21 protein-coding genes, 2 pseudogenes and 1 other annotated feature are annotated in these 26,411 nt (G+C 57.5%); of the genes and pseudogenes, 13 read left to right on the forward strand and 10 right to left on the reverse strand.

Annotated features, from left to right (window positions below; translation table 11 throughout):
• Positions 1-90: 90 nt before the first annotated feature.
• Positions 91-744 (forward strand): multidrug efflux transporter transcriptional repressor AcrR, encoded by a 654-nt coding sequence (acrR, locus tag ACZ6J2_RS13365; protein ID WP_023310602.1) that lies wholly within the window; start codon positions 91-93, stop codon positions 742-744.
• A gap of 113 nt (positions 745-857) precedes the next feature.
• Positions 858-4,205, forward strand: a complete 3,348-nt coding sequence (gene mscK / locus ACZ6J2_RS13370) for a mechanosensitive channel MscK (RefSeq protein WP_471725926.1) — start codon at positions 858-860, stop codon at positions 4,203-4,205.
• Between the two features lie 11 nt (positions 4,206-4,216).
• Here the strand turns inward: mscK and rsmS are convergent.
• Positions 4,217-4,415: pseudogene (gene rsmS, locus ACZ6J2_RS13375) on the reverse strand (pleiotropic regulatory protein RsmS).
• 14 nt (positions 4,416-4,429) lie between these two features.
• Positions 4,430-4,957 (reverse strand): primosomal replication protein N'', encoded by a 528-nt coding sequence (gene priC / locus ACZ6J2_RS13380; protein WP_471725927.1) that lies wholly within the window; start codon positions 4,955-4,957, stop codon positions 4,430-4,432.
• A gap of 50 nt (positions 4,958-5,007) precedes the next feature.
• Here priC and ACZ6J2_RS13385 point away from each other — a divergent pair, with 50 nt between their 5' ends.
• The 9 genes from ACZ6J2_RS13385 (at position 5,008) to ACZ6J2_RS13425 (ending at position 14,374) form a co-directional block, all read left to right on the forward strand.
• Positions 5,008-5,385, forward strand: coding sequence for a DUF454 family protein (locus ACZ6J2_RS13385; RefSeq protein ID WP_471725928.1), 378 nt, complete (start codon positions 5,008-5,010; stop codon positions 5,383-5,385).
• Positions 5,386-5,535: 150 nt separating this feature from the next.
• Complete coding sequence (gene apt / locus ACZ6J2_RS13390) at positions 5,536-6,087, forward strand: adenine phosphoribosyltransferase (RefSeq protein ID WP_000127359.1); 552 nt, start codon at positions 5,536-5,538, stop codon at positions 6,085-6,087.
• Positions 6,088-6,175: 88 nt separating this feature from the next.
• Positions 6,176-8,104, forward strand: coding sequence for a DNA polymerase III subunit gamma/tau (gene dnaX / locus ACZ6J2_RS13395; RefSeq protein WP_471725929.1), 1,929 nt, complete (start codon positions 6,176-6,178; stop codon positions 8,102-8,104).
• Positions 7,434-7,498: a sequence feature (DnaX frameshifting element), on the forward strand. It overlaps the preceding gene by 65 nt.
• Before the next feature lie 54 nt (positions 8,105-8,158).
• Positions 8,159-8,491 carry a YbaB/EbfC family nucleoid-associated protein gene (locus ACZ6J2_RS13400; protein ID WP_003858972.1) on the forward strand — a complete coding sequence of 111 codons (333 nt, stop codon included), beginning with the start codon at positions 8,159-8,161 and terminating at the stop codon, positions 8,489-8,491.
• Positions 8,491-9,096 (forward strand): recombination mediator RecR, encoded by a 606-nt coding sequence (gene recR, locus ACZ6J2_RS13405; protein WP_008499298.1) that lies wholly within the window; start codon positions 8,491-8,493, stop codon positions 9,094-9,096. Before ACZ6J2_RS13400 ends, recR begins: the two co-directional genes overlap by 1 nt.
• A gap of 110 nt (positions 9,097-9,206) precedes the next feature.
• Positions 9,207-11,081 (forward strand): molecular chaperone HtpG, encoded by a 1,875-nt coding sequence (htpG, locus tag ACZ6J2_RS13410; RefSeq protein WP_471725930.1) that lies wholly within the window; start codon positions 9,207-9,209, stop codon positions 11,079-11,081.
• Positions 11,082-11,275: 194 nt separating this feature from the next.
• Positions 11,276-11,920, forward strand: coding sequence for an adenylate kinase (gene adk, locus ACZ6J2_RS13415; protein WP_006809841.1), 645 nt, complete (start codon positions 11,276-11,278; stop codon positions 11,918-11,920).
• Between the two features lie 124 nt (positions 11,921-12,044).
• Positions 12,045-13,007, forward strand: a complete 963-nt coding sequence (gene hemH, locus ACZ6J2_RS13420; protein ID WP_045400736.1) for a ferrochelatase — start codon at positions 12,045-12,047, stop codon at positions 13,005-13,007.
• Between the two features lie 62 nt (positions 13,008-13,069).
• A complete protein-coding gene (locus tag ACZ6J2_RS13425; RefSeq protein WP_029741032.1) occupies positions 13,070-14,374 on the forward strand; it encodes an inosine/guanosine kinase in 1,305 nt (434 codons plus the stop codon).
• Between the two features lie 181 nt (positions 14,375-14,555).
• On the opposite strand, the gene ybaL is transcribed toward ACZ6J2_RS13425, so the two are convergent.
• Together ybaL and ACZ6J2_RS13435 are read right to left on the reverse strand one after the other, a co-directional pair.
• Positions 14,556-16,232 carry a YbaL family putative K(+) efflux transporter gene (ybaL, locus tag ACZ6J2_RS13430; RefSeq protein WP_087822111.1) on the reverse strand — a complete coding sequence of 559 codons (1,677 nt, stop codon included), beginning with the start codon at positions 16,230-16,232 and terminating at the stop codon, positions 14,556-14,558.
• A gap of 229 nt (positions 16,233-16,461) precedes the next feature.
• A complete protein-coding gene (locus ACZ6J2_RS13435; protein ID WP_471725931.1) occupies positions 16,462-17,670 on the reverse strand; it encodes an MFS transporter in 1,209 nt (402 codons plus the stop codon).
• Positions 17,671-17,839: 169 nt separating this feature from the next.
• Here ACZ6J2_RS13435 and ushA point away from each other — a divergent pair, with 169 nt between their 5' ends.
• On the forward strand, positions 17,840-19,492 hold the full coding sequence (gene ushA, locus ACZ6J2_RS13440) for a bifunctional UDP-sugar hydrolase/5'-nucleotidase UshA (protein WP_471725932.1): 1,653 nt from the start codon (positions 17,840-17,842) through the stop codon (positions 19,490-19,492).
• A 109-nt stretch (positions 19,493-19,601) separates the two neighbouring features.
• On the opposite strand, the gene ybaK is transcribed toward ushA, so the two are convergent.
• From ybaK to copA, 3 genes are all read right to left on the reverse strand, one after another.
• Positions 19,602-20,081, reverse strand: coding sequence for a Cys-tRNA(Pro)/Cys-tRNA(Cys) deacylase YbaK (ybaK, locus tag ACZ6J2_RS13445; RefSeq protein WP_471725933.1), 480 nt, complete (start codon positions 20,079-20,081; stop codon positions 19,602-19,604).
• A 199-nt stretch (positions 20,082-20,280) separates the two neighbouring features.
• Positions 20,281-21,075, reverse strand: coding sequence for a TraB/GumN family protein (locus ACZ6J2_RS13450; RefSeq protein ID WP_471725935.1), 795 nt, complete (start codon positions 21,073-21,075; stop codon positions 20,281-20,283).
• A 50-nt stretch (positions 21,076-21,125) separates the two neighbouring features.
• Positions 21,126-23,624 carry a copper-exporting P-type ATPase CopA gene (copA, locus tag ACZ6J2_RS13455; protein WP_471725936.1) on the reverse strand — a complete coding sequence of 833 codons (2,499 nt, stop codon included), beginning with the start codon at positions 23,622-23,624 and terminating at the stop codon, positions 21,126-21,128.
• 108 nt (positions 23,625-23,732) lie between these two features.
• Between copA and cueR the strand changes: the two are divergent.
• A pseudogene (gene cueR / locus ACZ6J2_RS13460) lies at positions 23,733-24,142 on the forward strand (Cu(I)-responsive transcriptional regulator).
• Here cueR and ACZ6J2_RS13465 read toward each other — a convergent pair.
• From ACZ6J2_RS13465 to ACZ6J2_RS13475, 3 genes are read right to left on the reverse strand one after another with little or no spacing between them, the layout of a single operon-like run.
• Positions 24,139-24,591 carry an NfeD family protein gene (locus ACZ6J2_RS13465; protein WP_023310619.1) on the reverse strand — a complete coding sequence of 151 codons (453 nt, stop codon included), beginning with the start codon at positions 24,589-24,591 and terminating at the stop codon, positions 24,139-24,141. The pseudogene cueR and the gene ACZ6J2_RS13465 sit on opposite strands and share 4 nt — an antisense overlap.
• Positions 24,588-25,502 carry an SPFH domain-containing protein gene (locus tag ACZ6J2_RS13470; RefSeq protein WP_023310620.1) on the reverse strand — a complete coding sequence of 305 codons (915 nt, stop codon included), beginning with the start codon at positions 25,500-25,502 and terminating at the stop codon, positions 24,588-24,590. The genes ACZ6J2_RS13465 and ACZ6J2_RS13470 overlap by 4 nt, the downstream gene beginning before the upstream one ends.
• Positions 25,503-25,546: 44 nt before the next feature.
• Positions 25,547-26,398, reverse strand: a complete 852-nt coding sequence (locus ACZ6J2_RS13475) for a hypothetical protein (RefSeq protein ID WP_471725937.1) — start codon at positions 26,396-26,398, stop codon at positions 25,547-25,549.
• Positions 26,399-26,411: the final 13 nt, after the last annotated feature.

Consider the following 26,411-nt stretch of genomic DNA (forward strand, 5'->3'; position numbering starts at 1 on the left):
AAACCCATTGCTGCGTTTATATTATCGTCATGCTATGGTACATACATTCACAAATGTATGTAAATCTGACTCCTGTAAATTCACCCACCTATGGCACGAAAAACTAAACAACAAGCGCTGGAAACCCGACAACATATTCTGGATGTGGCAATACGTTTGTTCTCGCAGCAGGGTGTTTCATCCACCTCGCTGGCGCAGATTGCTCAGGCTGCCGGTGTGACGCGAGGAGCGATTTACTGGCATTTTAAAGATAAGTCAGATCTGTTCAGTGAAATCTGGGAGCTTTCAGAGTCCAGCATTAGCGATCTCGAGAGTGAGTATCGGGCAAAATTCCCTGACGATCCACTCTCAGTATTGAGAGAAATATTAGTATATATCCTTGAAGCAACGGTAGTTGAAGAACGTCGCAGATTAATGATGGAGATTATTTTTCATAAATGCGAGTTCGTGGGCGAGATGGCGGTGGTGCAGCAGGCGCAACGCAGCCTTAGCCTGGAGAGCTATGATCGTATTGAACAGAACCTGAACCTGTGTATGCAGGCAAAACTATTACCGGCCAATCTCTTGACCCGACGGGCGGCAATCCTGATGCGCAGCTACATTTCAGGTCTGATGGAAAACTGGCTTTTCGCGCCGCAATCCTTTGACCTCAAAGAGGAAGCCCGCAGCTACGTGGCGATTTTACTGGAAATGCTACAGCTCTGCCCCACGCTGCGCAGCGACGCGCCTTCGCTAACGGCCTGATCCCTTTCCAGGATTTATCTCAGAGGATAACGTTCGCGCTATTCTGCTTTCAGCGAGCGTGATATTCTTCACGCCGGACTATTTTCGGTCATCTTCTGACATCATTCACAACTATGCTGCCCATCAATCGCTCGCAACATCCTGTTTTTGCATTGCTCTTTGCGATGCTGTTTTTCTTCGCCACGGCGCCGCTGACCTGGGCCCGCGCCGATAACAGCAATGATATTCCCTCGCGCAGTGAAATTCAGTCGCAGCTCGACACGCTGAACAAACAAAAAGAGCTTTCTCCTCAGGATAAGCTCATCCAGCAGGATCTGACGGAAACGCTGGAAACGCTGGATAAAATTGAACGCGTCAAAGCAGAAACCGTCCAGCTTCGTCAGAAGGTGGCGCAGGCGCCTGAAAACATGCGTAAGGCCACCGACGCGCTGAATGCCCTCAGCGATGTGGATAACGACGACGAGACGCGCAAGACGCTCTCGACGCTCTCTTTACGCCAGCTGGAGTCCCGCGTCGCGCAACTGCTCGACGACCTGCAAACCGCGCAGTCGGATCTCGCAACCTATAACAGCCAGCTTGTCTCCCTGCAGACCCAGCCCGAGCGCGTGCAAAACGCGATGTACGCCGCGTCTCAGCAGCTGCAGCAAATCCGCAACCGTCTGAACGGCACGACGGTAGGTGAAGGCACGCTGCGCCCGACGCAGCAAACCCTGCTGCTGGTACAGCAGACCTTGCTCAATGCGCAAATCGAACAGCAGCGTAAAAGCCTTGAAGGGAATACGGTGCTGCAGGACACGCTTCAGAAACAGCGTGATTACGTCACCGCGAACATTAATCGCCTGGAACACCAGCTTCAGCTGTTGCAGGAGGCGGTAAACAGCAAACGCCTGACCCTGACGGAAAAAACCGCCCAGGAGGCCGTATCGCCTGACGAAACCGCCCGCATTCAGGCGAATCCGCTGGTGAAACAGGAGCTCGAGGCCAACCACCAGCTTAGCCAGCGCCTGATACTGGCGACGGAAAACGGTAACTCGCTGGTTCAGCAAAATATCAAAGTGAAGAACTGGCTGGATCGCGCGCTGCAGGCTGAGCGCAACATCAAAGAGCAGATTGCGGTCCTGAAGGGCAGCCTCCTGCTGTCGCGTATTCTCTACCAGCAGCAGCAGACGCTCCCGTCCGCCGATGAGCTGGAAGACATGACCAACCGCATTGCGGATTTACGTCTGGAACAGTTTGACGTCAACCAGCAGCGCGATGCCCTTTTCCAGAGCGATGCCTTTGTCGCCAAAATTGAAGAGGGGCATTCCAGCGACGTGAACCCGGAAGTGCACGACGCGCTGCTCCAGGTCGTCGATATGCGTCGCGAGCTGCTGGACCAGCTCAACAAACAGCTGGGCAACCAGCTGATGATGGCCATTAACCTGCAAATCAACCAGCAGCAGCTGGTGAGCGTCTCGAAAAGTCTGCAGGAGATCCTGACCCAGCAGATTTTCTGGGTGAACAGCAACAAACCGATGGACTGGGACTGGATTAAATCCTTCCCGGAGACGCTGAAAACGCAGATTAAGAGCATGAAGATCACCGTAAACTGGGAGAAAGCCTGGCCTGCGGTAATGATTGCTTTCCTGGCCGGTTTACCGCTGCTGCTGATTGCCGGCCTGATCCGCTGGCGTCTGGGCTGGCTGAAAAAATATCAGGCGAAGCTGGCCTCCGAAGTGGGGCAGCTGCGCAACGATAGCCAGCTCCATACGCCAAAAGCGATTCTCATCGATCTCATCCGCGCCCTGCCGGTGTGTCTGATTATTCTGGCTGTGGGCCTGATTCTGCTCACCATGCAGCTCAACGTCAGCGATCTGCTGTGGGCGTTCAGTAAAAAACTGGCGCTGTTCTGGCTGGTCTTTGGCGTGTGCTGGAAGGTGCTGGAAAAGGACGGCGTGGCGGTGCGTCATTTCAACATGCCAGCGCAGCTGACTAGCCACTGGCGTCGTCAGATTGTGCGCATCAGCCTGGCGCTCCTGCCGCTGCACTTCTGGTCGGTTGTCTCTGAACTTTCTCCGCTGCACCTGATGGATGACGTGCTGGGCCAGCTGGTCATTCTGCTGAACCTGCTGCTGATTGCGATCCTGATGTGGCCGATGTGCCGCGACAGCTGGCGTGATAAAGAGTCCCACAATATTCGCCTGGCCACCGTGACGGTGCTGGCGATCATTCCGCTGGCGCTGATGGTGCTGACGGCAACGGGCTACTTCTATACCACGCTGCGCCTGTCCGGGCGCTGGATTGAAACGGTCTATCTGGTGATCGTCTGGAACCTGCTCTATCAGACCGTGCTGCGCGGCCTGAGCGTGGCGGCTCGCCGCATTGCCTATCGCCGTGCTATCGCGCGTCGTCAGCATCAGGTGAAAGAGGGGGCCGAAGGCGCGGAGCCGCAGGAAGAGCCGACCATCGCCCTGGAGCAGGTTAACCAGCAGACGCTGCGCATCACCATGCTGGTGATGATCGCCCTGTTTGCGGTGATGTTCTGGGCCATCTGGTCCGATCTTATTACCGTTTTCGCCTATCTCGACAGTATTACCCTCTGGCAATACAACGGTACCGAAGCGGGCGCGGCGGTCATGAAAAGCGTGACCATGGGCAGCCTGCTGTTTGCGCTGGTGTCGTCGGTGGTGGCCTGGGCGTTGATTCGCAACCTGCCTGGCCTGCTGGAAGTGCTGCTCCTGTCACGTCTGAATCTTCGCCAGGGGGCATCCTACGCCATTACCACGATCCTCAACTACGTGATCATTATTGTTGGGGCGATGACGGTCTTCGGCTCGCTTGGCGTCTCGTGGGATAAACTGCAGTGGCTGGCGGCCGCCCTCTCGGTCGGTCTTGGTTTTGGCCTGCAGGAGATCTTCGGTAACTTCGTGTCCGGCCTGATCATCCTGTTCGAACGTCCGGTACGAATCGGCGATACCGTCACCATCGGCACCTTCTCCGGTACGGTCAGCAAGATCCGTATTCGTGCCACCACCATCACCGACTTCGATCGCAAAGAGGTGATCATCCCGAACAAAGCGTTCGTGACCGAGCGCCTAATCAACTGGTCGCTCTCGGATACGGTAACGCGCGTGGTGATCCGCCTGGGCGTAGCCTATGGATCGGATCTGGAGAAGGTGAAAGAGGTGCTGCTCAAGGCGGCGTCAGAACATCCGAAAGTGATGCACGATCCGGCTCCGGCGGTCTTCTTCACCACCTTTGGGCCGAGCACGCTGGATCACGAGCTGCGTTTATACGTGCGCGAGCTGCGCGACCGCAGCTACACGGTGGATGAACTCAACCGCTCTATCGATCGTCTGTGTCGTGAAAACGATATTAATATCGCTTTCAACCAGCTCGAGGTTCACCTGCGCAACGAGAAAGGTGATGAGCATACGGAAGTGAAGCGCGACATTAAGGGTGACGATCCTACACCTGCTTAATCTATTTTCTCTCAGCCCTCAGGGGCGAGGGAACGATTTTCCCCCTCTCCCTCAGGGAGAGGGCTGGGGTGAGGGTAATTTACCTTCAAAATCCCGCCGCACAATCTCCAGCGCCTTGAGTACCGTCTCGGCGGGGATCTCATGATTCTCGAGAAGCATAATCAAATCGACGGCCAGCTTGACCTCATCGGGTGCATTTTCCAGTGACATGGGTGTGGCTCCTGTTAACGGGTCAAACGTTCGATGACGCGCTCAATTTCATCCCGCGCCTGACGGCAGCGGACGATACGTCCTTCCAGCGCGCTAATCTCGCGCATCAATAGCTGCTGCTCTTCCAGCGTCTCGCTGTTGTTTAGCCGCGTCTCGCGCTCGCGCTTCATCTCAAAGAGCCGGCGCTCAAACTCCTGGTTCTCCAGCCGCTTGCGCTGCCATTTACCGAGCCCCGGCGAGGCGCTGTCCCAGGCGCGCAGCGGCCAGGCGGCGATTTCGCGATGCAGAGCGGTGATCTGCTCTGTGAGATGCTCCGCAAGCCACGCCACCTGTTCCTGCTGTTCATTTTCAACCGCATGGCGAAGCTCGTCGAGGTTGGTCTGCGCTTCCGCCAGGTAATCCTGAATGACGGTGCTGCGGGTACGAAATAGCTGCCGGTCAAAGCGCGGTTTCAGCGTGGCGTGGCCCATCAGCGGTGTGGCCTGCTCCCGCAGAGCAATCAGCTGATTTTGCAGCCTCTCAAGAAGCAGTGCTGTTTTCAAGGCGCTCTCCAGTGGTAAAGTAGCCGTTCAGTTTGATAACGATTCGCATTATGAAGCGTACTATTTTAATCATCATTGGCTGGCTCGCGGTAGTGCTTGGCACGCTGGGTGTGTTTTTACCCTTGCTGCCGACCACCCCGTTTATCCTGCTGGCGGCCTGGTGCTTCGCCCGCTCGTCGCCGCGTTTTCACCACTGGCTGCTCTATCGCTCGTGGTTTGGCGGCTATCTGCGGCACTGGCAAAAACACCGGGCCATGCCGCCAGGCGCGAAGCCGCGCGCGATCGCGGTGATCTTCATCACCTTCGCTATTTCATTATGGCTGGTGAAAATGATGTGGGTACGTATTCTGCTGCTGGCGATCCTCTCCTGCCTGCTTTTCTTCATGTGGCGGATCCCCGTGGTTGATGAAAAGCAACAAAAGCACTGAAGCCTCATCATGGCTGTTGCAATTATCACGCGCAGCCAGTAAATTCGACCGTTTTCGAGCACAGGTGCGCCTGGTCAAAGGTTAAACAATTGTTGCCTTGGCCGACTCGTTGCGCGCTGTGAGTAACACTGTTTCATTTAGGCAAAACCGATGACCGCAACTGCACAGCAGCTTGAATATCTGAAAAACAGCATCAAAAGCATCCAGGACTATCCAAAGCCTGGCATTCTTTTCCGTGATGTCACCAGCTTGCTGGAAGACCCGAAAGCGTACGCGCTCAGCATTGAACTGCTGGTCGAGCGTTATAAAAACGCCGGGATCACCAAAGTAGTAGGTACCGAAGCCCGTGGCTTCCTGTTTGGCGCACCGGTTGCGCTGGCAATGGGCGTGGGTTTTGTGCCGGTGCGTAAGCCGCGCAAACTGCCGCGTGAAACCATCGCAGAAAGTTACGAACTGGAGTACGGCACCGATCAGCTTGAGATCCACGTTGACGCGATCAAGCCTGGCGACAAAGTGCTGGTGGTGGACGATCTGCTGGCGACCGGCGGCACCATTGAAGCGACCGTAAAGCTGATCCGCCGTCTGGGTGGGGAAGTGACCGACGCGGCCTTCATCATCAACCTGTTCGATCTCGGCGGTGAACAGCGCCTGGAAAAACAGGGCATCACCAGCTACAGCCTGGTGCCTTTCCCGGGTCATTAATCCCGGTTTTCACAACCTCGCTCAATGGGTGAGGTTGTGATAGCATTCCCCTCCATAAATTCACCTTCCAGCGTTGCAGAGCCTGCCCATGAGTTATCAGGTGTTAGCCCGTAAATGGCGACCACAAACCTTTGCTGACGTTGTCGGTCAGGAACATGTGCTGACGGCCCTGGCGAACGGCTTGTCGCTAGGTCGCATCCATCACGCCTATCTTTTCTCCGGCACCCGCGGCGTCGGTAAGACCTCTATTGCCCGTTTGCTGGCAAAAGGTCTCAACTGCGAAACCGGGATCACCGCCACGCCGTGCGGCGTGTGTGATAACTGCCGGGAGATCGAGCAGGGGCGTTTTGTCGATCTGATCGAGATCGACGCCGCCTCGCGCACCAAAGTGGAAGATACGCGCGATCTGCTCGATAACGTGCAGTACGCCCCGGCGCGCGGCCGCTTCAAGGTCTACCTGATCGATGAAGTGCACATGCTGTCGCGCCACAGCTTTAACGCCCTGCTGAAAACGCTGGAAGAGCCGCCTGCGCACGTGAAGTTCCTGCTGGCGACCACCGATCCGCAAAAGCTGCCGGTCACGATTTTGTCGCGCTGCCTGCAGTTCCACCTGAAGGCGCTGGACGTTGAGCAGATCCGCGCGCAGCTTGAGCACATTCTTGATGAAGAGAAAATTGTCCACGAACCGCGCGCCCTGCAGCTGCTGGCCCGCGCGGCGGACGGTAGCCTGCGTGATGCGCTCAGCCTGACCGACCAGGCGATTGCCAGCGGTGACGGCAAGCTCTCCACCGAGGCGGTCAGCACCATGCTCGGCACGCTGGATGACGATCAGGCGCTGTCGCTTATCGAGGCGATGATCGCCGCCAACGGCGAACGCGTGATGTCGCAGGTGAACGCGGCCGCTGCCCGGGGTATCGAATGGGAAGGACTGCTGGTTGAGATGCTCAGTCTGCTGCACCGCGTGGCGATGCTGCAGCTTTCTCCGTCCGCCATCGGTGCGGATATGGCCGCCATTGAACAGCGGATGCGTGAACTTGCCCGCACCGTGCCGCCTGCTGACGTGCAGCTGTACTATCAGACGCTGCTGATTGGCCGCAAAGAGTTACCTTTCGCGCCGGATCCACGAATGGGCGTTGAAATGACGCTGCTGCGCGCGCTGGCGTTCCACCCGCGCATGCCATTGCCGGAGCCGGAAGCGCCGCGGCAGTCTTTCGCGCCGGTCGCCCCTACGGCGGTGATGTCGCCGCAGCAGGTGCCACCGCAGCAGACACCGCCGCCACAGCAGAACGTTCCGCTGTCGGATGCCACCAGTTCGGTGCTTGCCGCACGCAGCCAGCTGCAGCGTGCGCAGGGAGTAACCAAACCAAAAAAGAGTGAACCGGCAGCGCCAGGAAGAGCGCGGCCGGTGAACAACGCCGCGCTTGAACGACTGGCCTCGGTAACGGAGCGCGTACAGTCGCGTCCTGCACCGTCCGCGCTCGAGCAGAAAGCCCCGGTGAAAGAAGAGGCTTACCGCTGGAAGGCAACCACCATCACCGAAGAGGTGAAGGAAGAGGTCGCCACGCCGAAAGCGCTGAAAAAGGCGCTGGAGCATGAGAAAACGCCGGAGCTTTCCGCGAAGCTTGCCGAAGAGTCCATTGCGCGCGACGCCTGGGCCGCCGAGGTCAGCAAACTCCAGCTGCCGAAGCTGGTCGAGCAGGTCGCGCTGAATGCCTGGAAAGAGCAGGACGGCAATCAGGTGCGTTTGCACCTGCGTCCGGGCCAGCGGCACCTCAATTCCCCTGGCGCGCAAAAGGCGCTGGCCGAGGCGCTCACCGCATTACAGGGTGCGCCGGTTGAATTGACTATCATTGAAGATGATAATCCGGCAGTGAAAACGCCGCTCGAGTGGCGCCAGGCCATTTATGAAGAAAAGCTCGCGCAGGCGCGCGAGGCGATTATTGCGGATAACAACATTCAGACCCTGCGCCGGTTCTTCGACGCCGATCTGGATGAAGAGAGTATTCGCCCCATTTGATCGTGAGTCTGACTTACGGTTGTAATCCTTAAACGTGAAAGAAGAGAGAAGCCTATGTTTGGTGGAAAAGGCGGTCTGGGTGGCCTGATGAAGCAGGCTCAGCAGATGCAGGAAAAAATGCAGAAGATGCAGGAAGAGATCGCTCAGCTGGAAGTCACGGGTGAGTCCGGTGCCGGTCTGGTCAAAGTGACCATCAACGGTGCGCATAACTGCCGTCGCGTGGAAATCGACCCGAGCCTGCTCGAAGACGACAAAGAGATGCTGGAAGATCTGGTTGCAGCCGCGTTTAACGATGCCGCTCGCCGTATAGACGAAACTCAGAAAGAGAAAATGGCCTCTGTTTCCAGCGGTATGCAGCTGCCGCCTGGCTTCAAGATGCCATTCTGATGCAAACCAGTCCGCTGCTCACGCAGTTAATGGAAGCACTGCGCTGCCTGCCGGGCGTTGGCCCGAAGTCGGCGCAGCGCATGGCGTTTACGCTATTGCAGCGCGACCGCAGCGGCGGGATGCGCCTGGCGCAGGCTTTAACCCGCGCCATGTCAGAAATTGGTCACTGTGCGGATTGTCGCACCTTTACCGAGCAGGACGTGTGTAACATCTGTACGAACCCGCGTCGTCAGGAAAACGGTCAGATTTGCGTGGTGGAGAGTCCGGCGGACATCTACGCCATCGAACAAACCGGGCAGTTTTCCGGCCGCTACTTCGTGCTGATGGGGCATCTCTCCCCGCTGGACGGTATTGGCCCGGATGATATCGGTCTTGACCGCCTTGAACAGCGTCTTGAGTCCGAAACCATCAAAGAGGTGATCCTCGCCACCAACCCGACGGTGGAAGGGGAGGCAACCGCCAACTACATCGCCGAACTGTGTTCGCAGTACGGCGTTGACGCCAGCCGCATCGCCCACGGCGTGCCGGTGGGCGGCGAGCTGGAAATGGTCGACGGCACCACGCTGTCGCACTCTCTGGCCGGGCGACACAAGATTATTTTCTGACCAAACGGAGGCTGCGCGCGCGGCCTCCGCTTGAAAATTTCCCCCCTTATCCCCATCTCTCACTCAACGTTTTAAAACCCCATTAAATGGCATTGTTGAGGTCGACATAGATGAAAGGACAAGAAACCCGTGGTTTCCAGTCAGAAGTAAAACAGCTTCTGCACCTGATGATCCATTCCCTGTATTCCAACAAAGAAATTTTCCTGCGTGAGCTGATTTCCAACGCCTCGGACGCGGCGGACAAGCTGCGCTTCCGCGCGCTGTCTAACCCGGACCTGTACGAAGGCGACGGCGAGCTGCGCGTGCGCGTCTCGTTCAATAAAGAGAACCGCACCCTGACCATCGCCGATAACGGCATCGGGATGAACCGCGACGAGGTGATCGACCACCTCGGCACCATCGCCAAATCCGGCACCAAAGCGTTCCTTGAGTCCATGGGCTCTGACCAGGCGAAAGACAGCCAGCTCATTGGTCAGTTCGGCGTCGGTTTCTACTCGGCGTTTATCGTGGCCGACAAAGTTACCGTCCGTACCCGTGCTGCAGGCGACAGCGCCGAGAACGGCGTCCTGTGGGAATCCAAAGGGGAAGGCGAATATACCGTTGATGACATCACCAAAGCGGATCGCGGTACCGAAATCACCCTGCACCTGCGTGAAGGGGAAGATGATTTCCTGAACGACTGGCGCGTGCGCTCCATCATCAGCAAATATTCTGACCACATCGCGCTGCCGGTTGAGATTGAAAAACAGGAAGAGAAAGACGGTGAAACCGTGGTTTCCTGGGAGAAGATCAACAAGGCGCAGGCGCTGTGGACGCGCAATAAGTCTGAAATTAAAGACGACGAATACAACGAGTTCTACAAGCACATCGCCCACGACTTTACCGACCCGCTGACCTGGAGCCACAACCGCGTGGAAGGTAAGCAGGAGTACACCAGCCTGCTGTACATCCCGGCACAGGCACCGTGGGACATGTGGAACCGCGATCACAAGCACGGCCTGAAGCTGTACGTGCAGCGCGTGTTCATCATGGACGACGCCGAGCAGTTCATGCCGAACTACCTGCGCTTTGTGCGCGGTCTGATAGATTCTAACGATCTGCCGCTGAACGTCTCCCGTGAGATCCTGCAGGACAGCACCGTCACCCGTAACCTGCGCAACGCCCTGACCAAACGTGCGCTGCAGATGCTGGAAAAACTGGCGAAAGACGATGCGGAAAAATATCAGACCTTCTGGAAACAGTTCGGCCTGGTGCTGAAAGAAGGCCCGGCAGAAGACACCGCGAACGTTGAAACCATCGCCAAACTGCTGCGCTTCGCCTCTACGCACACCGACTCCTCCGCGCAGACCGTGTCGCTGGAAGAGTACGTCTCCCGCATGAAAGAAGGGCAGGAGAAGATCTACTACATCACCGCCGACAGCTACGCGGCGGCGAAGAGCAGCCCGCACCTGGAGCTGCTGCGTAAGAAAGGCATCGAAGTGCTGCTGCTTTCTGACCGCATCGACGAGTGGATGATGAACTACCTGACCGAGTTCGACGGTAAGGCGTTCCAGTCCGTTGCCAAAGCCGACGAGTCTATCGACAAGCTGGCGGATGAAGTGGATGAGAACGCGAAAGAAGCCGAGAAGGCGCTGGAGCCGTTCGTTGAGCGCGTGAAAACCCTGCTGGGCGACCGCGTGAAAGAGGTGCGCTTCACTCACCGTCTGACCGATACCCCGGCGATTGTCACCACCGATGCGGACGAAATGAGCACCCAGATGGCGAAACTGTTCGCTGCGGCGGGCCAGGCGATGCCGGAAGTGAAATATATCTTTGAGCTTAATCCGGATCATCCGCTGGTGAAACGCGCGGCGGATACCCAGGACGACGCCCGCTTTGCCGAGTGGGTTGAGCTGCTGCTGGATCAGTCCCTGCTGGCCGAGCGCGGTACGCTGGAAGATCCTAACCTGTTCATTAAACGTGTGAATGCGCTGCTGCTGGCGTAACTGACCACGCCTCCCCTGGTCTTCTCCCTCTCCCGTGGGAGAGGGCCGGGGTGAGGGCTCCATACCTTACTAACCCAAATATTCTCCCCCCGTTAACCGTTTCAGCCTTCCCGCCTTCCTTGAGCGATGCCCGTTCTGGTGGTATTGTTTAGCGCTTTTGAAAAATTGAAACGACTTTTGAGGGGATTTTCGCAATGCGTATTATTCTGCTTGGCGCTCCGGGCGCGGGTAAAGGAACTCAGGCTCAGTTCATCATGGAGAAATACGGTATTCCGCAAATCTCCACCGGTGACATGCTGCGCGCCGCTGTTAAATCTGGCTCCGAGCTGGGTAAACAAGCGAAAGACATCATGGACGCAGGCAAGCTGGTGACCGACGAGCTGGTTATTGCTCTGGTCAAAGAGCGCATTGCGCAGGAAGACTGCCGTAACGGTTTCCTGCTGGACGGCTTCCCACGCACCATTCCTCAGGCTGACGCCATGAAAGAAGCGGGCATCAACGTGGACTACGTTCTGGAGTTCGACGTACCGGACGAGCTGATCGTTGACCGTATCGTTGGCCGTCGCGTACACGCTGCTTCTGGCCGCGTTTACCACATCAAATTTAACCCGCCTAAGGTTGAAGGCAAAGACGACGTGACCGGCGAAGAGCTGACCACCCGTAAAGACGATCAGGAAGAGACCGTGCGTAAACGCCTGGTGGAATACCATCAGATGACCGCGCCGCTGATCGGCTACTACACCAAAGAAGCGCAGGCGGGTAACACCAAATACGCCAAAGTTGACGGCACCAAAGCCGTGGCTGACGTACGTGCAGAGCTGGAAAAAATCCTCGGCTAATCGCGCGCCTCTCACCCGGGCTCCCGGGTGAGAAATATTCTCATCTTACCTATTACAGCAATGGGTTTCGTTTAAACGCATTTCCGCTACAATTGACAACCTATCAAATGGTTAAGAGGCGTGAATGAGTCAGGCGAAAACCGGCATCCTGCTTGCCAATCTGGGCACTCCAGAAGCACCTACATCAGACGCGGTAAAACGCTACCTGCGACAATTTTTAAGCGACACGCGCGTCGTGGATTTCCCGAGACTGCTGTGGTGGCCGCTGCTGCGTGGCGTCATTCTGCCGATTCGTTCTCCGCGCGTCGCCAAACTCTATCAGTCCGTCTGGATGGAAGAGGGCTCGCCGCTGATGGTATACAGCCGTCGCCAGGAAAAAGCGCTGGCCGCCCGCCTGCCGGAGATGCCCGTCGCGCTCGGCATGAGCTACGGAAAACCGTCCCTCGAAAGCGCGGTTGAATCACTGCTGGCGCAGGGCGTGGACCATATCGTCGTGCTGGCGCTTTACCCGCAGTACTCCTGCTCGACGGTGGCCGCCGTCTGGGACGAGCTGGCCCGCATTCTGGCGACCCGCCGCCGCATTCCGGGCGTGACCTTTATTCGCGACTACGCGGATAACGATCTCTACATCAAGGCGCTTGCCAACAGCGCGCGTGCGTCGTTTGAAAAGCACGGCGAGCCGGATCTGCTGCTGCTCTCCTATCACGGTATCCCACAGCGTTTCGCCAATGAAGGGGATGATTATCCGCAGCGCTGCCGCGATACCACGCGCGAGCTGGTCTCCGCCCTTGGCCTGCCGCCGGAGAAGGTGATGATGACCTTCCAGTCGCGCTTCGGCCGCGAGCCGTGGCTGACGCCTTATACCGATGAAACCCTCAAAATGCTGGGCGAGAAGGGCGTGAAGCACATTCAGGTGATGTCGCCGGGCTTCTCGGCTGACTGTCTGGAAACGCTGGAGGAGATCGCGGTGCAAAACCGGGAATTTTTCCTTGAGGCTGGCGGCGAAAAGTACGAGTACATTCCGGCGCTTAACGACTCGCCTGAGCATATCGACATGATGGTCTCGCTGGTAACGAACAGCCGCTGATCGCACTCCGGGTCGGGTTTATGCTAACATTCCCGGCCCATATTCTTCGTACAGTTCAGACCATGAAATTTCCCGGTAAACGCAAATCCAAACACTACTTCCCCGTCGATGCCCGCGACCCGCTCCTGCAGCAAATCCAGCCAGAAAACGAAACCAGCGCGGCATGGGTCGTCGGTATCGATCAGACGCTGGTGGACATTGAAGCGAAAGTGGATGATGCGTTTGTCGCCCGTTACGGTCTGAGCGCCGGTCACTCGCTGGTGATTGAGGACGACGTTGCCGAAGCGCTGTACCAGGAGCTGGTGCGCGAAAACCTGATTACCCATCAGTTCGCCGGTGGCACCATCGGCAATACCATGCATAACTACTCCGTGCTGGCCGACGACCGCTCGGTGCTGCTCGGCGTGATGTGCAGCAATATCGAAATCGGTGGCTATGCCTACCGCTATCTCTGCAACACCTCCAGCCGTACCGATCTGAACTACCTTCAGGGCGTCGACGGGCCTATTGGCCGCTGCTTTACGCTGATTAGCGATTCCGGCGAGCGTACTTTTGCCATCAGCCCGGGCCATATGAACAAGCTGCGCGCCGAGAGTATTCCGGAAGAGGTGATTGCGGGCGCCTCGGCGCTGGTGCTGACCTCCTACCTGGTGCGCTGTAAGCCGGGCGAGCCGATGCCGGAAGCGACCATGAAAGCGATCGAGTACGCGAAGAAATACAACGTGCCGGTCGTTCTGACGCTGGGCACAAAATTCGTTATCGCCGATAACCCGGAGTGGTGGCAGGCCTTCCTGAAAGAGCACGTCTCGATTCTGGCGATGAACGAAGAAGAGGCCGAAGCGCTGACCGGCGAAAGCGATCCGCTGCTGGCGTCTGACAAAGCGCTGGACTGGGTGGATCTGGTGCTCTGCACCGCCGGCCCGGTGGGGCTGTACATGGCGGGCTTCACGGAAGAAGAGAGCAAGCGCAAAACCCAGCATCCGCTGCTGCCCGGTGCGATTGCCGAGTTCAACCAGTACGAGTTCAGCCGCGGCATGCGCTACAAAGATTGCGTGAATCCGCTGCGAATCTACTCTCATATCGCGCCGTATATGGGCGGGCCGGAGAAGATCATGAACACCAACGGTGCGGGCGACGGCGCGCTGGCCGCGCTGCTGCACGACATCACCGCTAATGCCTACCATAAAACCAACGTGCCGAACTCCAGCAAGCACAAGTTCAGCTGGCTGACCTATTCCTCGCTGGCACAGGTGTGTAAATATGCCAACCGCGTGAGCTATCAGGTGCTAAACCAGCACTCCCCGCGCTTAACGCGTGGGTTGCCGGAACGGGAAGACAGCCTCGAAGAGGCTTACTGGGACAGATAAAAGCAAAACGGCAACCCTGGTTGCCGTTTTTAGTGTTTGTTCCCTCTCCCTGTGGGAGAGGGTGAGGGCATCAGGCCGCACAAGGTAAAAGCAAAACGGCAACCTGTGGTTGCCGTTTTTAGTGTTTATTCCCTCTCCCCGTGGGAGAGGGCCAGGGTGAGGGCATCAGGCCGCTCAAAACTTACCCCGTCACCCCTTCTTCAACCGGCGGATTCTCCAGCAGCGTCAGCATCGTATTCGCAATCTCGCGCTCGCCCATCACCACCTTATTCGCACCGCGCTCGGTAATGTACTCCACCTCATCGTCATAGTGCGCCCGGGCGATAATCTCAATCGTTGGGCACTTCTCGCGCGCGGAAGCCACAATCTCGCCCGCTTCATAGCCGTTCGGGATGGTCAGCAGCAGCCAGCGCGCGCAGTCCAGGTGCGCCAGATTCATGATCTCTTCGTTTGCCGCATTGCCCAGCACCGCACGAATACCGCGCTCGCGCAGCTCGTCGACGCGGGTGCGTGAGGTCTCGATCACCACCAGCGGAATGCCCTGCGCCATCAGCTTCTCACCGAGCAGGCTGCCCACGCGGCCAAAGCCGACCAGCAGGGCGTGATTGCAAATATCCACCGGGATCTGCTTCTCTTCTTCGATGGCCTCTTCCAGCGTCTGTTCTTCCAGCGTTTCGGTTTTATCGAGGTATTTTTCCAGCAGGGCAAACAGCACCGGGTTCAGCATAATCGACAGAATCGCCCCCGCCAGCACCAGGTTTTGCCCCGCCTGCGGCAGCAGGTTCAGGGCCATGCCCAGACCGGCCAGAATAAAGGCGAACTCACCGATCTGCGCCAGGCTGGCGGCGATGGTCAACGCCGTGCGCGGGGAGTGGCCGAACATTCTCACCAGGAAGAAGGCGGCAAGCGACTTACCAAAGATGATGATCGCCAGCGTGCCCAGCACGGCCAGCGGCTGGTGAATCAGGACCATCGGGTCAAACAGCATCCCGACGGAGACGAAGAACAGCACGGCGAAGGCATCGCGCAGTGGCAGCGTGTCGTGCGCCGCGCGGTGGCTCAGCTCGGACTCGTTCAGCACCATCCCGGCGAAGAACGCGCCCAGGGCAAAGGAGACATCAAACAGCTCTACGGCACCAAAAGCGATACCCAGCGCCAGCGCCAGCACGGAGAGGGTAAATAGCTCGCGTGAGCCGGTTGCCGCGCTGCGGGACATGATCCACGGCACCAGACGGCGTCCCACCAGCATCATGATGGCGATAAACGCCACCACCTTACCGATGGTGATACTCATATCCAGCGCCAGCGAGGCAAAGCCGACGTTGTCTTTTTCCATCATCCCGGCGACGGCTGGCAGCAGCACCAGCGTCAACACCATCACCAGGTCTTCCACAATCAGCCAGCCTATCGCGATTTGCCCGCGCTGGCTGTCTATCAGCTGTCTCTCTTCAAGCGCGCGCAGCAGCACCACGGTGCTGGCGGTTGAGAGACACAGCCCAAATACGATACCGGTCATTAACGACCAGCCCAGCACCGCCGAAAGCGCCATCCCCAGCAGCGTCGCCACCCCAATCTGGGCGATCGCTCCCGGTATGGCGATCGACTTTACCGCCATCAGATCCTTCAGGGAGAAGTGCAGGCCGACGCCAAACATCAGCAGAATCACGCCCAATTCCGCCAGCTCAGGGGCCAGCTTGGTATCCGCCACGAAGCCTGGCGTAAAGGGTCCCGCCAGTACACCCGCTAACAGATAGCCGACAAGAGGAGAAATACGCAGCTTATTGGCAATCATGCCGAGGATAAAAGCGAGCACAAGTCCACCAACAATGGTGGTGATAAGCGGTGTGGCGTGGTGCATTCCGTCTCCTTTCGTTGTGGGTGTTCCTTTTTGGCAAAAACCAAAAAACCGAGTAATAGTTTATGACAATTTTTACCCTTATGTTTATGAATTATTGTTGAAGTTTGAATAAAACAGCAATATGCACGTAAAAAAGCGCGTTTTGATAAATTCAGCGAGGGGAAGAAGAAGAAACCCTTATGGCATCAGGGTATCAGGTAGCCAAAGTTAAACTTTGGCTACCCGTAATTTACGCTTTATGACGGTTATCAGGCAGGAATATGGTCAACATCCCAAGAAGCGGCAGGAAAGCGCAGATTTTATAAACCAGGAAGATGCTGGTGTGATCCGCCACCATCCCCAACACCGCCGCGCCAAGCCCGCCCATGCCGAAGGCGAAACCGAAAAAGAGCCCGGAAACCATACCGATACGGCCAGGCATCAGCTCCTGGGCATAGACCAGAATGGCGGAAAAGGCGGATGCGAGGATAAAACCAATAATCACGGTTAAAATCCCCGTCCATTCAAGGCTCGCGTACGGCAAAATAAGGGTAAACGGCGCCACGCCGAGGATAGAGCCCCAAATGACATATTTACGCCCAATCTTATCACCCACAGGCCCGCCAATAACCGTACCGGCCGCGACGGCGAACAGGAAGGCAAACAGGTGGATTTGCGCATTCTGTACCGTTAATCCGAATTTTTGCATCAGATAAAAGGTGTAATAGCTGCTGATGCTCGCCATATAGAAGTATTTCGAGAAAATCAGTACCAGCAGCACGGAAACCGCCAGGATAACCTTGTTGCGCGGAAGGGGATTGATAACCTTCGCTTTAGGTTTACCTTTATTCACGCGATGCTGAGCGGCATACCAGCGGCTGATCTGCGCCAGCACGATAATGGCCAGCAGCGCGGCCAGCACAAACCAGGCCACGTTGCCTTTACCGTAAGGGGCAATAATCACCGCGGCCAGCAGCGGGCCCAGAGAGCTACCGAAGTTACCGCCTACCTGGAAGAGCGACTGCGCCAGACCGTGACGTCCCCCGGAGGCCATGCGCGCTACGCGGGAGGACTCCGGATGGAAAACGGACGAGCCGGTGCCCACCAGCGCGGCGGCAATCAGCACGGCTTCAAAGCTCCCCGCCATGGCCAGCAGCACCAGCCCGCTTAGGGTGAAGCACATGCCGATCGGCAGCGACCACGGCATCGGGTATTTATCCGTCCAGTAGCCCACCACCGGCTGCAGCAGTGAGGAAGCCAGCTGGAAGGTCAGGGTGATCATCCCGATCTGCACGAACGTTAACGAAAACTCGGACTGCAGCAGCGGATAAATTGCCAGAATCAACGACTGGATCATGTCGTTGAGCAGGTGCGAGAGACTGATTGCGCCTAAGACTTTAAAGGAGGTGCGCGACGCCGGCGCGCCCGGAACGGGCTGGGTTGATTCACTGATTGCCATAGAGAGAAGTACCACGTTTTTCGTTATTAGAGATGCAGGGTGTAATTATTATCTGACTAACATACCCGTCCGGGACATTTGAAGAAAGTCGCAATTCTGAAAACTTATTTGTCTATTCTTGTTAGTCACTGTAATTTTTGCCTTTGTCTATTGGTCAGGGAGAGAGAAGATGAAGTTAATGAAGCGGGGCGTCGCGCTGGCGCTCATCGCCGCATGGGGCCTGGTAAGCCTGCCCGCGCAGGCGTATGAAAAAGACAAAACCTATAAAATCACCATTCTGCACACCAACGATCACCACGGTCATTTCTGGCGCAGCGAATATGGCGAATATGGACTGTCGGCACAAAAAACGCTGGTGGACGGCATTCGTAAAGAGGTGGCGGCCAAGGGCGGTAGCGTGCTGCTGCTGTCGGGTGGCGATATCAATACCGGCGTGCCGGAATCCGATTTACAGGACGCGGAACCTGATTTTCGCGGCATGAACCTGATTGGCTACGACGCGATGGCCGTGGGTAACCACGAGTTCGATAATCCGCTGACCGTGCTGCGTCAGCAGGAAAAATGGGCCAAATTCCCCTTCCTCTCCGCCAATATTTACCAGAAAAGCACCGGCGAGCGTTTGTTTAAGCCGTGGGCGCTGTTTAAGCGTCAGGATCTGAAGATCGCGGTCATCGGCTTAACCACTGACGATACGGCGAAAATTGGCAACCCCGAGTTCTTTACCGATATCGAATTCCGCAAACCGGCAGACGAAGCGAAGCTGGTGATTCAGGAGCTGCAGCAAAACGAGAAGCCGGACGTGATTATCGCCACCACGCACATGGGGCACTACGACAACGGCGAGCACGGCTCTAACGCGCCCGGCGACGTGGAGATGGCGCGCAGCCTGCCTGCGGGCTCGCTGGCAATGATTGTGGGCGGTCACTCACAGGATCCGGTGTGCATGGCCTCGGAGAACAAAAAGCAGGTGGACTACGTGCCGGGCACGCCGTGTGCGCCGGACCGTCAGAACGGTATCTGGATTGTTCAGGCGCACGAGTGGGGCAAATACGTCGGGCGGGCGGATTTCGAGTTCCGTAACGGCGAGATGAAGCTGGTTCATTATCAGCTCATCCCGGTCAACCTGAAGAAGAAAGTCACCTACCCGGACGGGAAAAGCGAGCGCGTACTCTACACGCCAGAAATCGCTGAAAACCAGCAGATGCTCTCCCTGCTGACGCCGTTCCAGAACAAAGGCAAGGCGCAGCTGGACGTGAAGATCGGCACGCTGAACGGTCGTCTGGAGGGGGACCGCAGTAAAGTTCGCTTCGTGCAGACCAACATGGGCCACCTGGTGCTGGCGGCGCAAATGGCGCGCACCGGCGCTGACTTCGGCGTGATGAGCGGCGGCGGCATTCGTGATTCCATCGAGGGCGGAAACATTACCTATAAAGACGTCCTGAAGGTGCAGCCGTTCGGCAACGTGGTGGTCTATGCGGACATGAGCGGGAAAGAGGTGATTGACTACCTGACCGCCGTGGCGCAGATGAAGCCGGATTCCGGGGCCTATCCGCAGTTTGCCAACGTCAGCTTTGTGGCGAAAGACGGCAAGCTTAACGACCTGAAGATCAAAGGCGAACCGGTTGACCCGGCTAAAACCTACCGTCTGGCGACGTTAAGCTTTAACGCCACCGGCGGCGACGGCTATCCGCATATTGATAACAAACCGGGATACGTGAATACCGGCTTTATCGACGCGGAAGTGCTGAAGCAGTTCATCGAGCAGAATTCGCCGATTGACGTGAATGCCTACGAGCCGAAAGGTGAGGTGAGCTGGCAGTAGCGTTGTGCGGCCTGATGCCCTCACCCACCGGGAGAGGGCGCGAACACAAAAAACGGTAACGCCTGTTACCGTTTTGCTTTTACCTCGCAGCCGCCACCGGGCAATTTTCTCAATCCCGCCGCGCAATATCCGCAAACTTCGCGTCCAGCATTTTCGCCAGGTCGCCCGCCGCCAGCTCGATATCCAGCCCGCGTTTGCCGCCGGATATAAAGATGGTTTCAAACTCCTGTGAAGGCGCATCGATCAGCGTCGGCAGGCGTTTTTTCTGCCCGAGCGGACTGATCCCGCCCACCAGATAGCCCGTGGTGCGCTGCGCCACCATCGGATCCGCCATATCCACCTTCTTCGCCCCCAGCGCTTTGGCGACTTTCTTCAGATCCAACTGCCCCGCCACCGGAGTCACCGCGACGGCGAGGTGTTTCATATCGCCATTCACCGCCACCAGCAGCGTTTTATAAACCTGGTCCGCGTTCAGCCCCAGCTTGCGCACCACTTCATCACCAAAGTTAGTTTCATTCGGATCGTGATCGTAAGTGTGGATCCGGAAAGAAATGCTGTTTTTTTCGAGTAATTTAACGGCGGGAGTCATAGCTATCCTTCTTACGACAGACAAATCATGCCTACAGCATACGCCTGACGTTTGTCTAAAAAATAGCACCATCTTGCGCAATAGTATTGGCAGTGATGGTCACTTTGAGCGACAATCGGCTCAACCGAAGGTCTCCTTCGGCATAATAAAAACGATGAAATTCCTCTTTGACGGGCCAATAGAAATATTGGCCATTTTTTTATTTCAACAGTGACGGCAAATTCCCTTCTCCGTACAAATGTAACGCCCCAACCGCCACCACGTAATGCCCCGCAGGTAACGCATGCAGCGTCTGCCGCCAGGCTTTGTTGCGCGCATTCATCAGCACATCATACAGCGATTCGCTGAACGTCGACGGTAACGCCAGCTTACCGTCCTCAGGCGGCGCGTCCAGCCACCAGCCAATCATGGTCTGCAGCAGGCGCGCGTTGGTGTGCCAGTGGGTCAACGTATCATCCAGCAGCATCAGGCCGTCGTCGGGAAGCTGCCGCAGAAGCGCAATCTGGCTGTCCGTCCCTTCCAGCTCGATGACGGGCAGGCTGCGCGCCCTTGCCGCGTTCAGCAGCTGGTAATCAATGCCGTAGTCACCGCGCAGTCCCAGACGCTGCGCCTGCGTGGCCTGCAGCACCATCGCAATTTGCCAGAGCGGCAGGGTGTCAATCATGGAGAGCGACACGCCGGTTTCATCCGCGACGCGCGTCAGTTCCGCAAGCCGGGTATCATCCAGACGTTCCGCCAGAGTGAGATCGCTTTCCAGCCCGACAAACGGCGACTCCTGACCCGAAATGTCCGCCTCAACGACCAGCGCGTCGGCGCGTTTCAGCAGTTTAATCAGCCCGGGTGGCAGGGGAGACATATCCTGCGTACCCATATGAATGCTGCCAACCAGGTGCAGGTGCTGCCCGCCGGGGAGAGAGATATCCAGACCGGGCCAGGCATAACGGCGAGGAAAGAGGGCGCGAAACGATGCTTTTATACGATTAAACAGACCCATACGCGCTCCATGAATGGAAAGGTTCATGCTAGCGCGTACGGGTACAAGGTTCAATCCTTCGGTTTAAAGCGCAGCAGGCGGTTGGCGTTGCTCACCACGGTAATGGAGGAGAGCGCCATCGCCGCACCCGCGACCACCGGGTTAAGCAGCGTGCCGGTCAGCGGCCACAGAATACCGGCCGCGATTGGGATACCGAGGGTGTTATAGACGAACGCTCCCAGCAGGTTCTGCTTCATGTTGCGCAGCGTGGCTTTTGAAATGGCCAGCGCGTCGGCAACGCCCATCAGGCTATGGCGCATCAGCGTAATGGCAGCGGTTTCGATGGCGACATCGCTCCCGCCGCCCATGGCAATCCCGACGTCCGCCTGGGCCAGCGCCGGGGCATCGTTGATGCCGTCGCCGACCATCGCCACCTGACGACCCTGACTTTGCAGTTTCTTGATGGCGTCCGCTTTACCGTCCGGCAGTACGCCTGCAATGACCTCATCAATTCCGGCTTCTTTCGCGATAGCGTTGGCCGTTGTCGGATTGTCCCCGGTCAGCATCACCAGACGATAGCCCGCACGGTGCAGACGCTGCAGGGCGTCCACGCTGTCCTGGCGAAGCGGATCGCGCACGGCCAGCAGCGCGGCGGCTTTGCCATCCACCGCCAGCAGAACCGGCGTGGCGCCCTGAGACGCCTGCGCCTTCAGCTCGCTTTCCAGCGCGGCGGTATCAATACCGTTTTCATTGAGTAATGCCTGGTTCCCCAGCAGCAGCGCGTGGCCTTCTGCTTCACCGCTGACGCCGAGCCCGCGCAGGGTGCGGAAATTGCTGACCTGCGGCAGGGCAGAAGCATTCGCTTTATCGAGAATGGCGCGCGCCAGCGGATGGCTGGAGCCTTGCTCCAGCGCGGCGGCGAGGCGCAGCGCCTCCTCTTGCGCAATGCCTGCGGTAGTGACGGCCACCACCTGCGGTTTGCCTTCGGTCAGCGTGCCGGTTTTATCAAACACCAGCGTGTCGAGGGTGCTGGCCCGCTGCAGCGCGTCCGCATCCCGCACCAGTACGCCAAACTCGGCCGCGCGGCCTACGCCAGAGATAATCGACATCGGCGTCGCCAGGCCAAGGGCGCAAGGACAGGCGATGATCAGCACCGTGGTGGCAATCACCAGGGTGTAAACAATCTGCGGTGCCGGGCCGAAGAAATACCAGATCGCCGCGCTCAGCAGGGCAATGCCGACCACTACTGGAACAAAAACGGCGGAGATCCTGTCAGCAAGCTGGCCAATTTCCGGCTTGCTGCTCTGCGCCTGGCGCACCATGCGGATAATACGCGACAGCGTCGTGTGGCTGCCGACGGCGCTGGCGGTAAACAGCACGCTGCCGTCCTGCACCACCGTACCCGCATGAACGGCGTCGCCATCTGATTTCTGCTGGGGAATGGGCTCGCCGGTCAGCATCGCTTCATCCAGCCAGGCTTCGCCCTGGGTTATCTTGCCGTCAACGGGAACGCGATCGCCCGTCGTCAGGCGCAGCGTCATGCCGGGCTGAACTTCCGCCAGCGGGACGCTTTTCTCCCCCTCGTCCGTGACCACGCGGGCCGTCGGCGGCGTTAAATCAAGCAACCTTTCCAGCGCTTTCGAGGAGCGCTGGCGCGCGCGGGCTTCCAGCATGTGGCCCAGGTTAATCAGGCCGATAATCATCGCGCTGGCTTCGTAATAGAGATGGCGCGCCTCCATCGGGAACCACTGTGGCCAGACGTTCACGCTCATCGAATAGAGCCACGCCGCGCCGGTACCGAGCGCCACCAGCGTATCCATCGTCGCGGTGCGGTTTTTCAGGCTCTTCCAGGCGCTGGTATAGAAATGCCCGCCTGCAAACACCATCACCGCAAGGGTAATCAGACTAATCACCAGCCACAGCGTGCGGTTGTCAGCGGTGACCATCATGTTGTCACCCATCATGCCCCACACCATCACCGGAATACCCACCAGCAGGGCGACGATCGCCTGCCAGCGGAAGCGCTTCATGGTGGCGATAGCCGTTTCCTGCTGACGCTCGCGGCGCTCGGCATCATCTTCGATGGCCTCTGCGCCGTAGCCCGCTTTCTCAACGGCCTGTACTAAATCTGCGGCGGAGGCGCTGCCCATCACCAGCGCAGTGCGCTCCGCAAGGTTGACCCGTGCCTGCGCGACGCCCGGTACCGCCTGCAAGGCGTTTTGTACCCGGGAGACGCAGCTGGCGCAGCTCATGCCGTTGATCAGCAGCTGTTGGCTGTCGTCAATATCATCAGCTGCCGGAAGCTCAGGAGTGGCCGCTGTCAGTGCTTCCGACGGGGATGATGACTCTGCCAGCGGTTTAGCCTTTGGGTGGCTTAACTCCGCCCCGTAACCGGCCTGCTTGATGGTATCGATCAGCGCATCCGCGCTGGCGCTGCCGGTCACGGCGGCATGATCGATAGTCACATCAGCGCTTTCAACGTCAGGGCGCTGTTCCAGGCTTTCTTTAACGCGTTTGACGCAGTGGCCGCAGGAGAGGCCGTCCAGCGTCAGGTCGATAGTGTGAGACATAACAAAACTCCCGTATAATGAACTGGTCAGTAGTTGACCGGAGTAACGCTTTTCGCTAACTGTTATGAAGGTTAAACCTTCCATCAAGGGGAAGGTCAAGGGGGAAATGTGAATATCAGTGACGTGGCAAAAAAACCGGCTTAACCAGCAAGGCAATCCGCTTTTATGAAGAGAAGGGGCTGGTGACGCCACCGCTGCGCAGCGAAAACGGCTACCGCAGCTATACGAAACTGCATATTGATGAGCTGACGCTGCTGCGCCAGGCAAGACAGGTCGGTTTTAACCTGGAAGAGTGCGGCGAGCTGGTGAACCTGTTTAACGATCCGAAGCGTCACAGCGCCGACGTTAAAAAACGCACGCTGGAAAAAGTGGCCGAAATTGAACGCCACATCATCGAGCTGCAGGCGATGCGCGAACAGCTGCTGCAGCTCGCGGAATCCTGTCCGGGGGATGACGGCGCCGACTGCCCGATTATCGACAATCTTGCCGGCTGCTGTCATCGTAAGGCTCCTGCTTAGCAGGCTTTCACCCGCAGGGTAATGCCTTCCACCGCAATGACCTCAACCCGCGTGCCGGCGCTGAGGTCGTCGTCGGCGACCACCGGCCACGAGCTGTCGCCCACGCGCATGTGCCCGCGCCCGTTTACCAGCGCGGTGTCGAGCGTAAAACGCTTGCCGACAATCTGCTGTCCGCGCTGGTTGAGGTGCGCGTCCAACGGTTTCTGCTCGTTAACCCGCCGGTTTAGCCAGCGCCACCACAGCCACGCAGCCACCAGCGTCAGCACGGCAAATAGCGCGCCCTGCCACGCCCAGTCCAGCGGAAGGATCCAGACCAGAAGACCCGTAATGACGGCGGCAACACCGCTCCAGAGCAGGTAGCCGTTGCCGCCCAGCATCTCCGCCGCCAGCAATAAGCCGCCGAGGCTTAGCCAGAAGGCATGAGGATGTGCAGCGATCAGCTCAATCATTTTTTACGCTCGTTTCCGCTGTCTTTGATCAGTTCGGCAATACCGGCGATAGAGCCCATCAGGCTGCTGGCCTCCAGCGGCATCATCACCACTTTGCTGTTGTTCGCGGAGCCGATCTGTTTCAGCGCGTCGGTATATTTTTGCGCGACAAAGTAGTTCACGGCCTGGATATCACCGGCGGCAATCGCCTCGGAGACCATCTGCGTCGCACGGGCTTCCGCTTCTGCCGAACGTTCACGCGCTTCCGCCTGTAAGAATGCAGACTGACGATCGCCCTCGGCTTTCAGGATCTGCGACTGTTTTTCACCTTCCGCTTTGAGGATCTCCGCCTGACGCACCCCTTCGGCTTCCAGAATGTAGGCGCGCTTGGTTCGCTCGGCCTTCATCTGGGCGTTCATGGAGGCGATCAGCTCCGCCGGCGGGCGCACGTCGCGGATCTCAATACGGGTGACTTTGATCCCCCACGGGTTCGTTGCCTCATCGACAATGTGCAGCAGGCGGGTGTTAATGCTGTCGCGCTGGGAAAGCATTTCGTCCAGCTCCATCGAGCCGAGCACGGTACGGATGTTGGTCATCGTCAGGTTGACGATCGCCAGCTCCAGGTTGCTGACCTCATAGGCCGCTTTCGGTGCATCAATCACCTGAATAAAGCAGACGGCGTCGATGGTGACGTTGGCGTTATCCTTGGAGATGATCTCCTGAGAAGGAATGTCCAGTACCTGCTCCATCATGTTGATCTTGCGACCAATCCGGTCCATGAACGGAACAATCAGGCTTAAGCCTGGCTGGAGGGTATTGGTGTAGCGACCGAAACGCTCGACGGTCCACTGATAGCCCTGAGGGACAATTTTGACGCCTGCGCCCACGATAACCAGCGCAACGAAAATAAGGACAGGAACAACGATAAGCATAAAAACCTCCTGTTTTGCATGCTGTGACGAGTGAAAGTGTGTGTTTATTGCTCGTAAGTATAGGTAAAGTCAGAGATGAATCCATCACCCGCTTCGGCAATGGCTTTGGATAATCCCTGGTAGTACTTCTCCAGCCCCAGCGCTTCGATACGCTGGATCTGTTCGCGAATGGGGGCGCAGAACAGAACGGCATTCCCCGCTTCAACGCGCTTGTTATTGGGAGGAAGATCGCCCGCGATGGCTTTGAACCACGTTCTGATACCCTGCTTTAAATTATGCGGCGCTTTAGTCAGGTTATCCATGCCCGTCAGGACCTGCAGGGTGGGAAACTCATCGGCCAGCACGGCGGTTTTCATGCGCGCAAAGAACTGGCTGAACAATTCAAACGATCCCAGATCGGTCACGCGCGGTTTGGTCGTTTTGCCGTTTTTATTGCCGATTTTCCCTGCGGCTGACGCTGCGGCCGGAACCGCACTCACCTTTTCCAGCTCCAGCCCGAATAACAAATTACAGTGCGCACGGCGCTCTTTCAGCGGGTAGGACATCAGCACGTCAATGAATTGGGTGGCCTTTACATCCGCAAGATCGTGGTTGATAAGCCACTGGGTACGAGAAAATTCAGCCGGAGAGACGAACCAGTCGGGTACTTCATTGAAACGTTTTGATTTTCCCTTGCCGTCAAATTCCAGGAAGTGTGTCCCGTTGTCGAAGGCGAAATAGCAATTTTTGAAACTGCCGATCGTGGTGTTCACGATGAGCGCCTTCTTAACAAAATCCACCACCTCTGCACCGATGACAAAACGCGTGAGTTCCGAAGATTTGATGACTTCCATTAATGTTTCGACATCAGGAACACCAGGCTTCAGGGAAGGAAACTCATAAAAGATATGTGCCATGCTGCTTACTTCC

This window comes from Enterobacter sp. E14S, assembly GCF_055666685.1.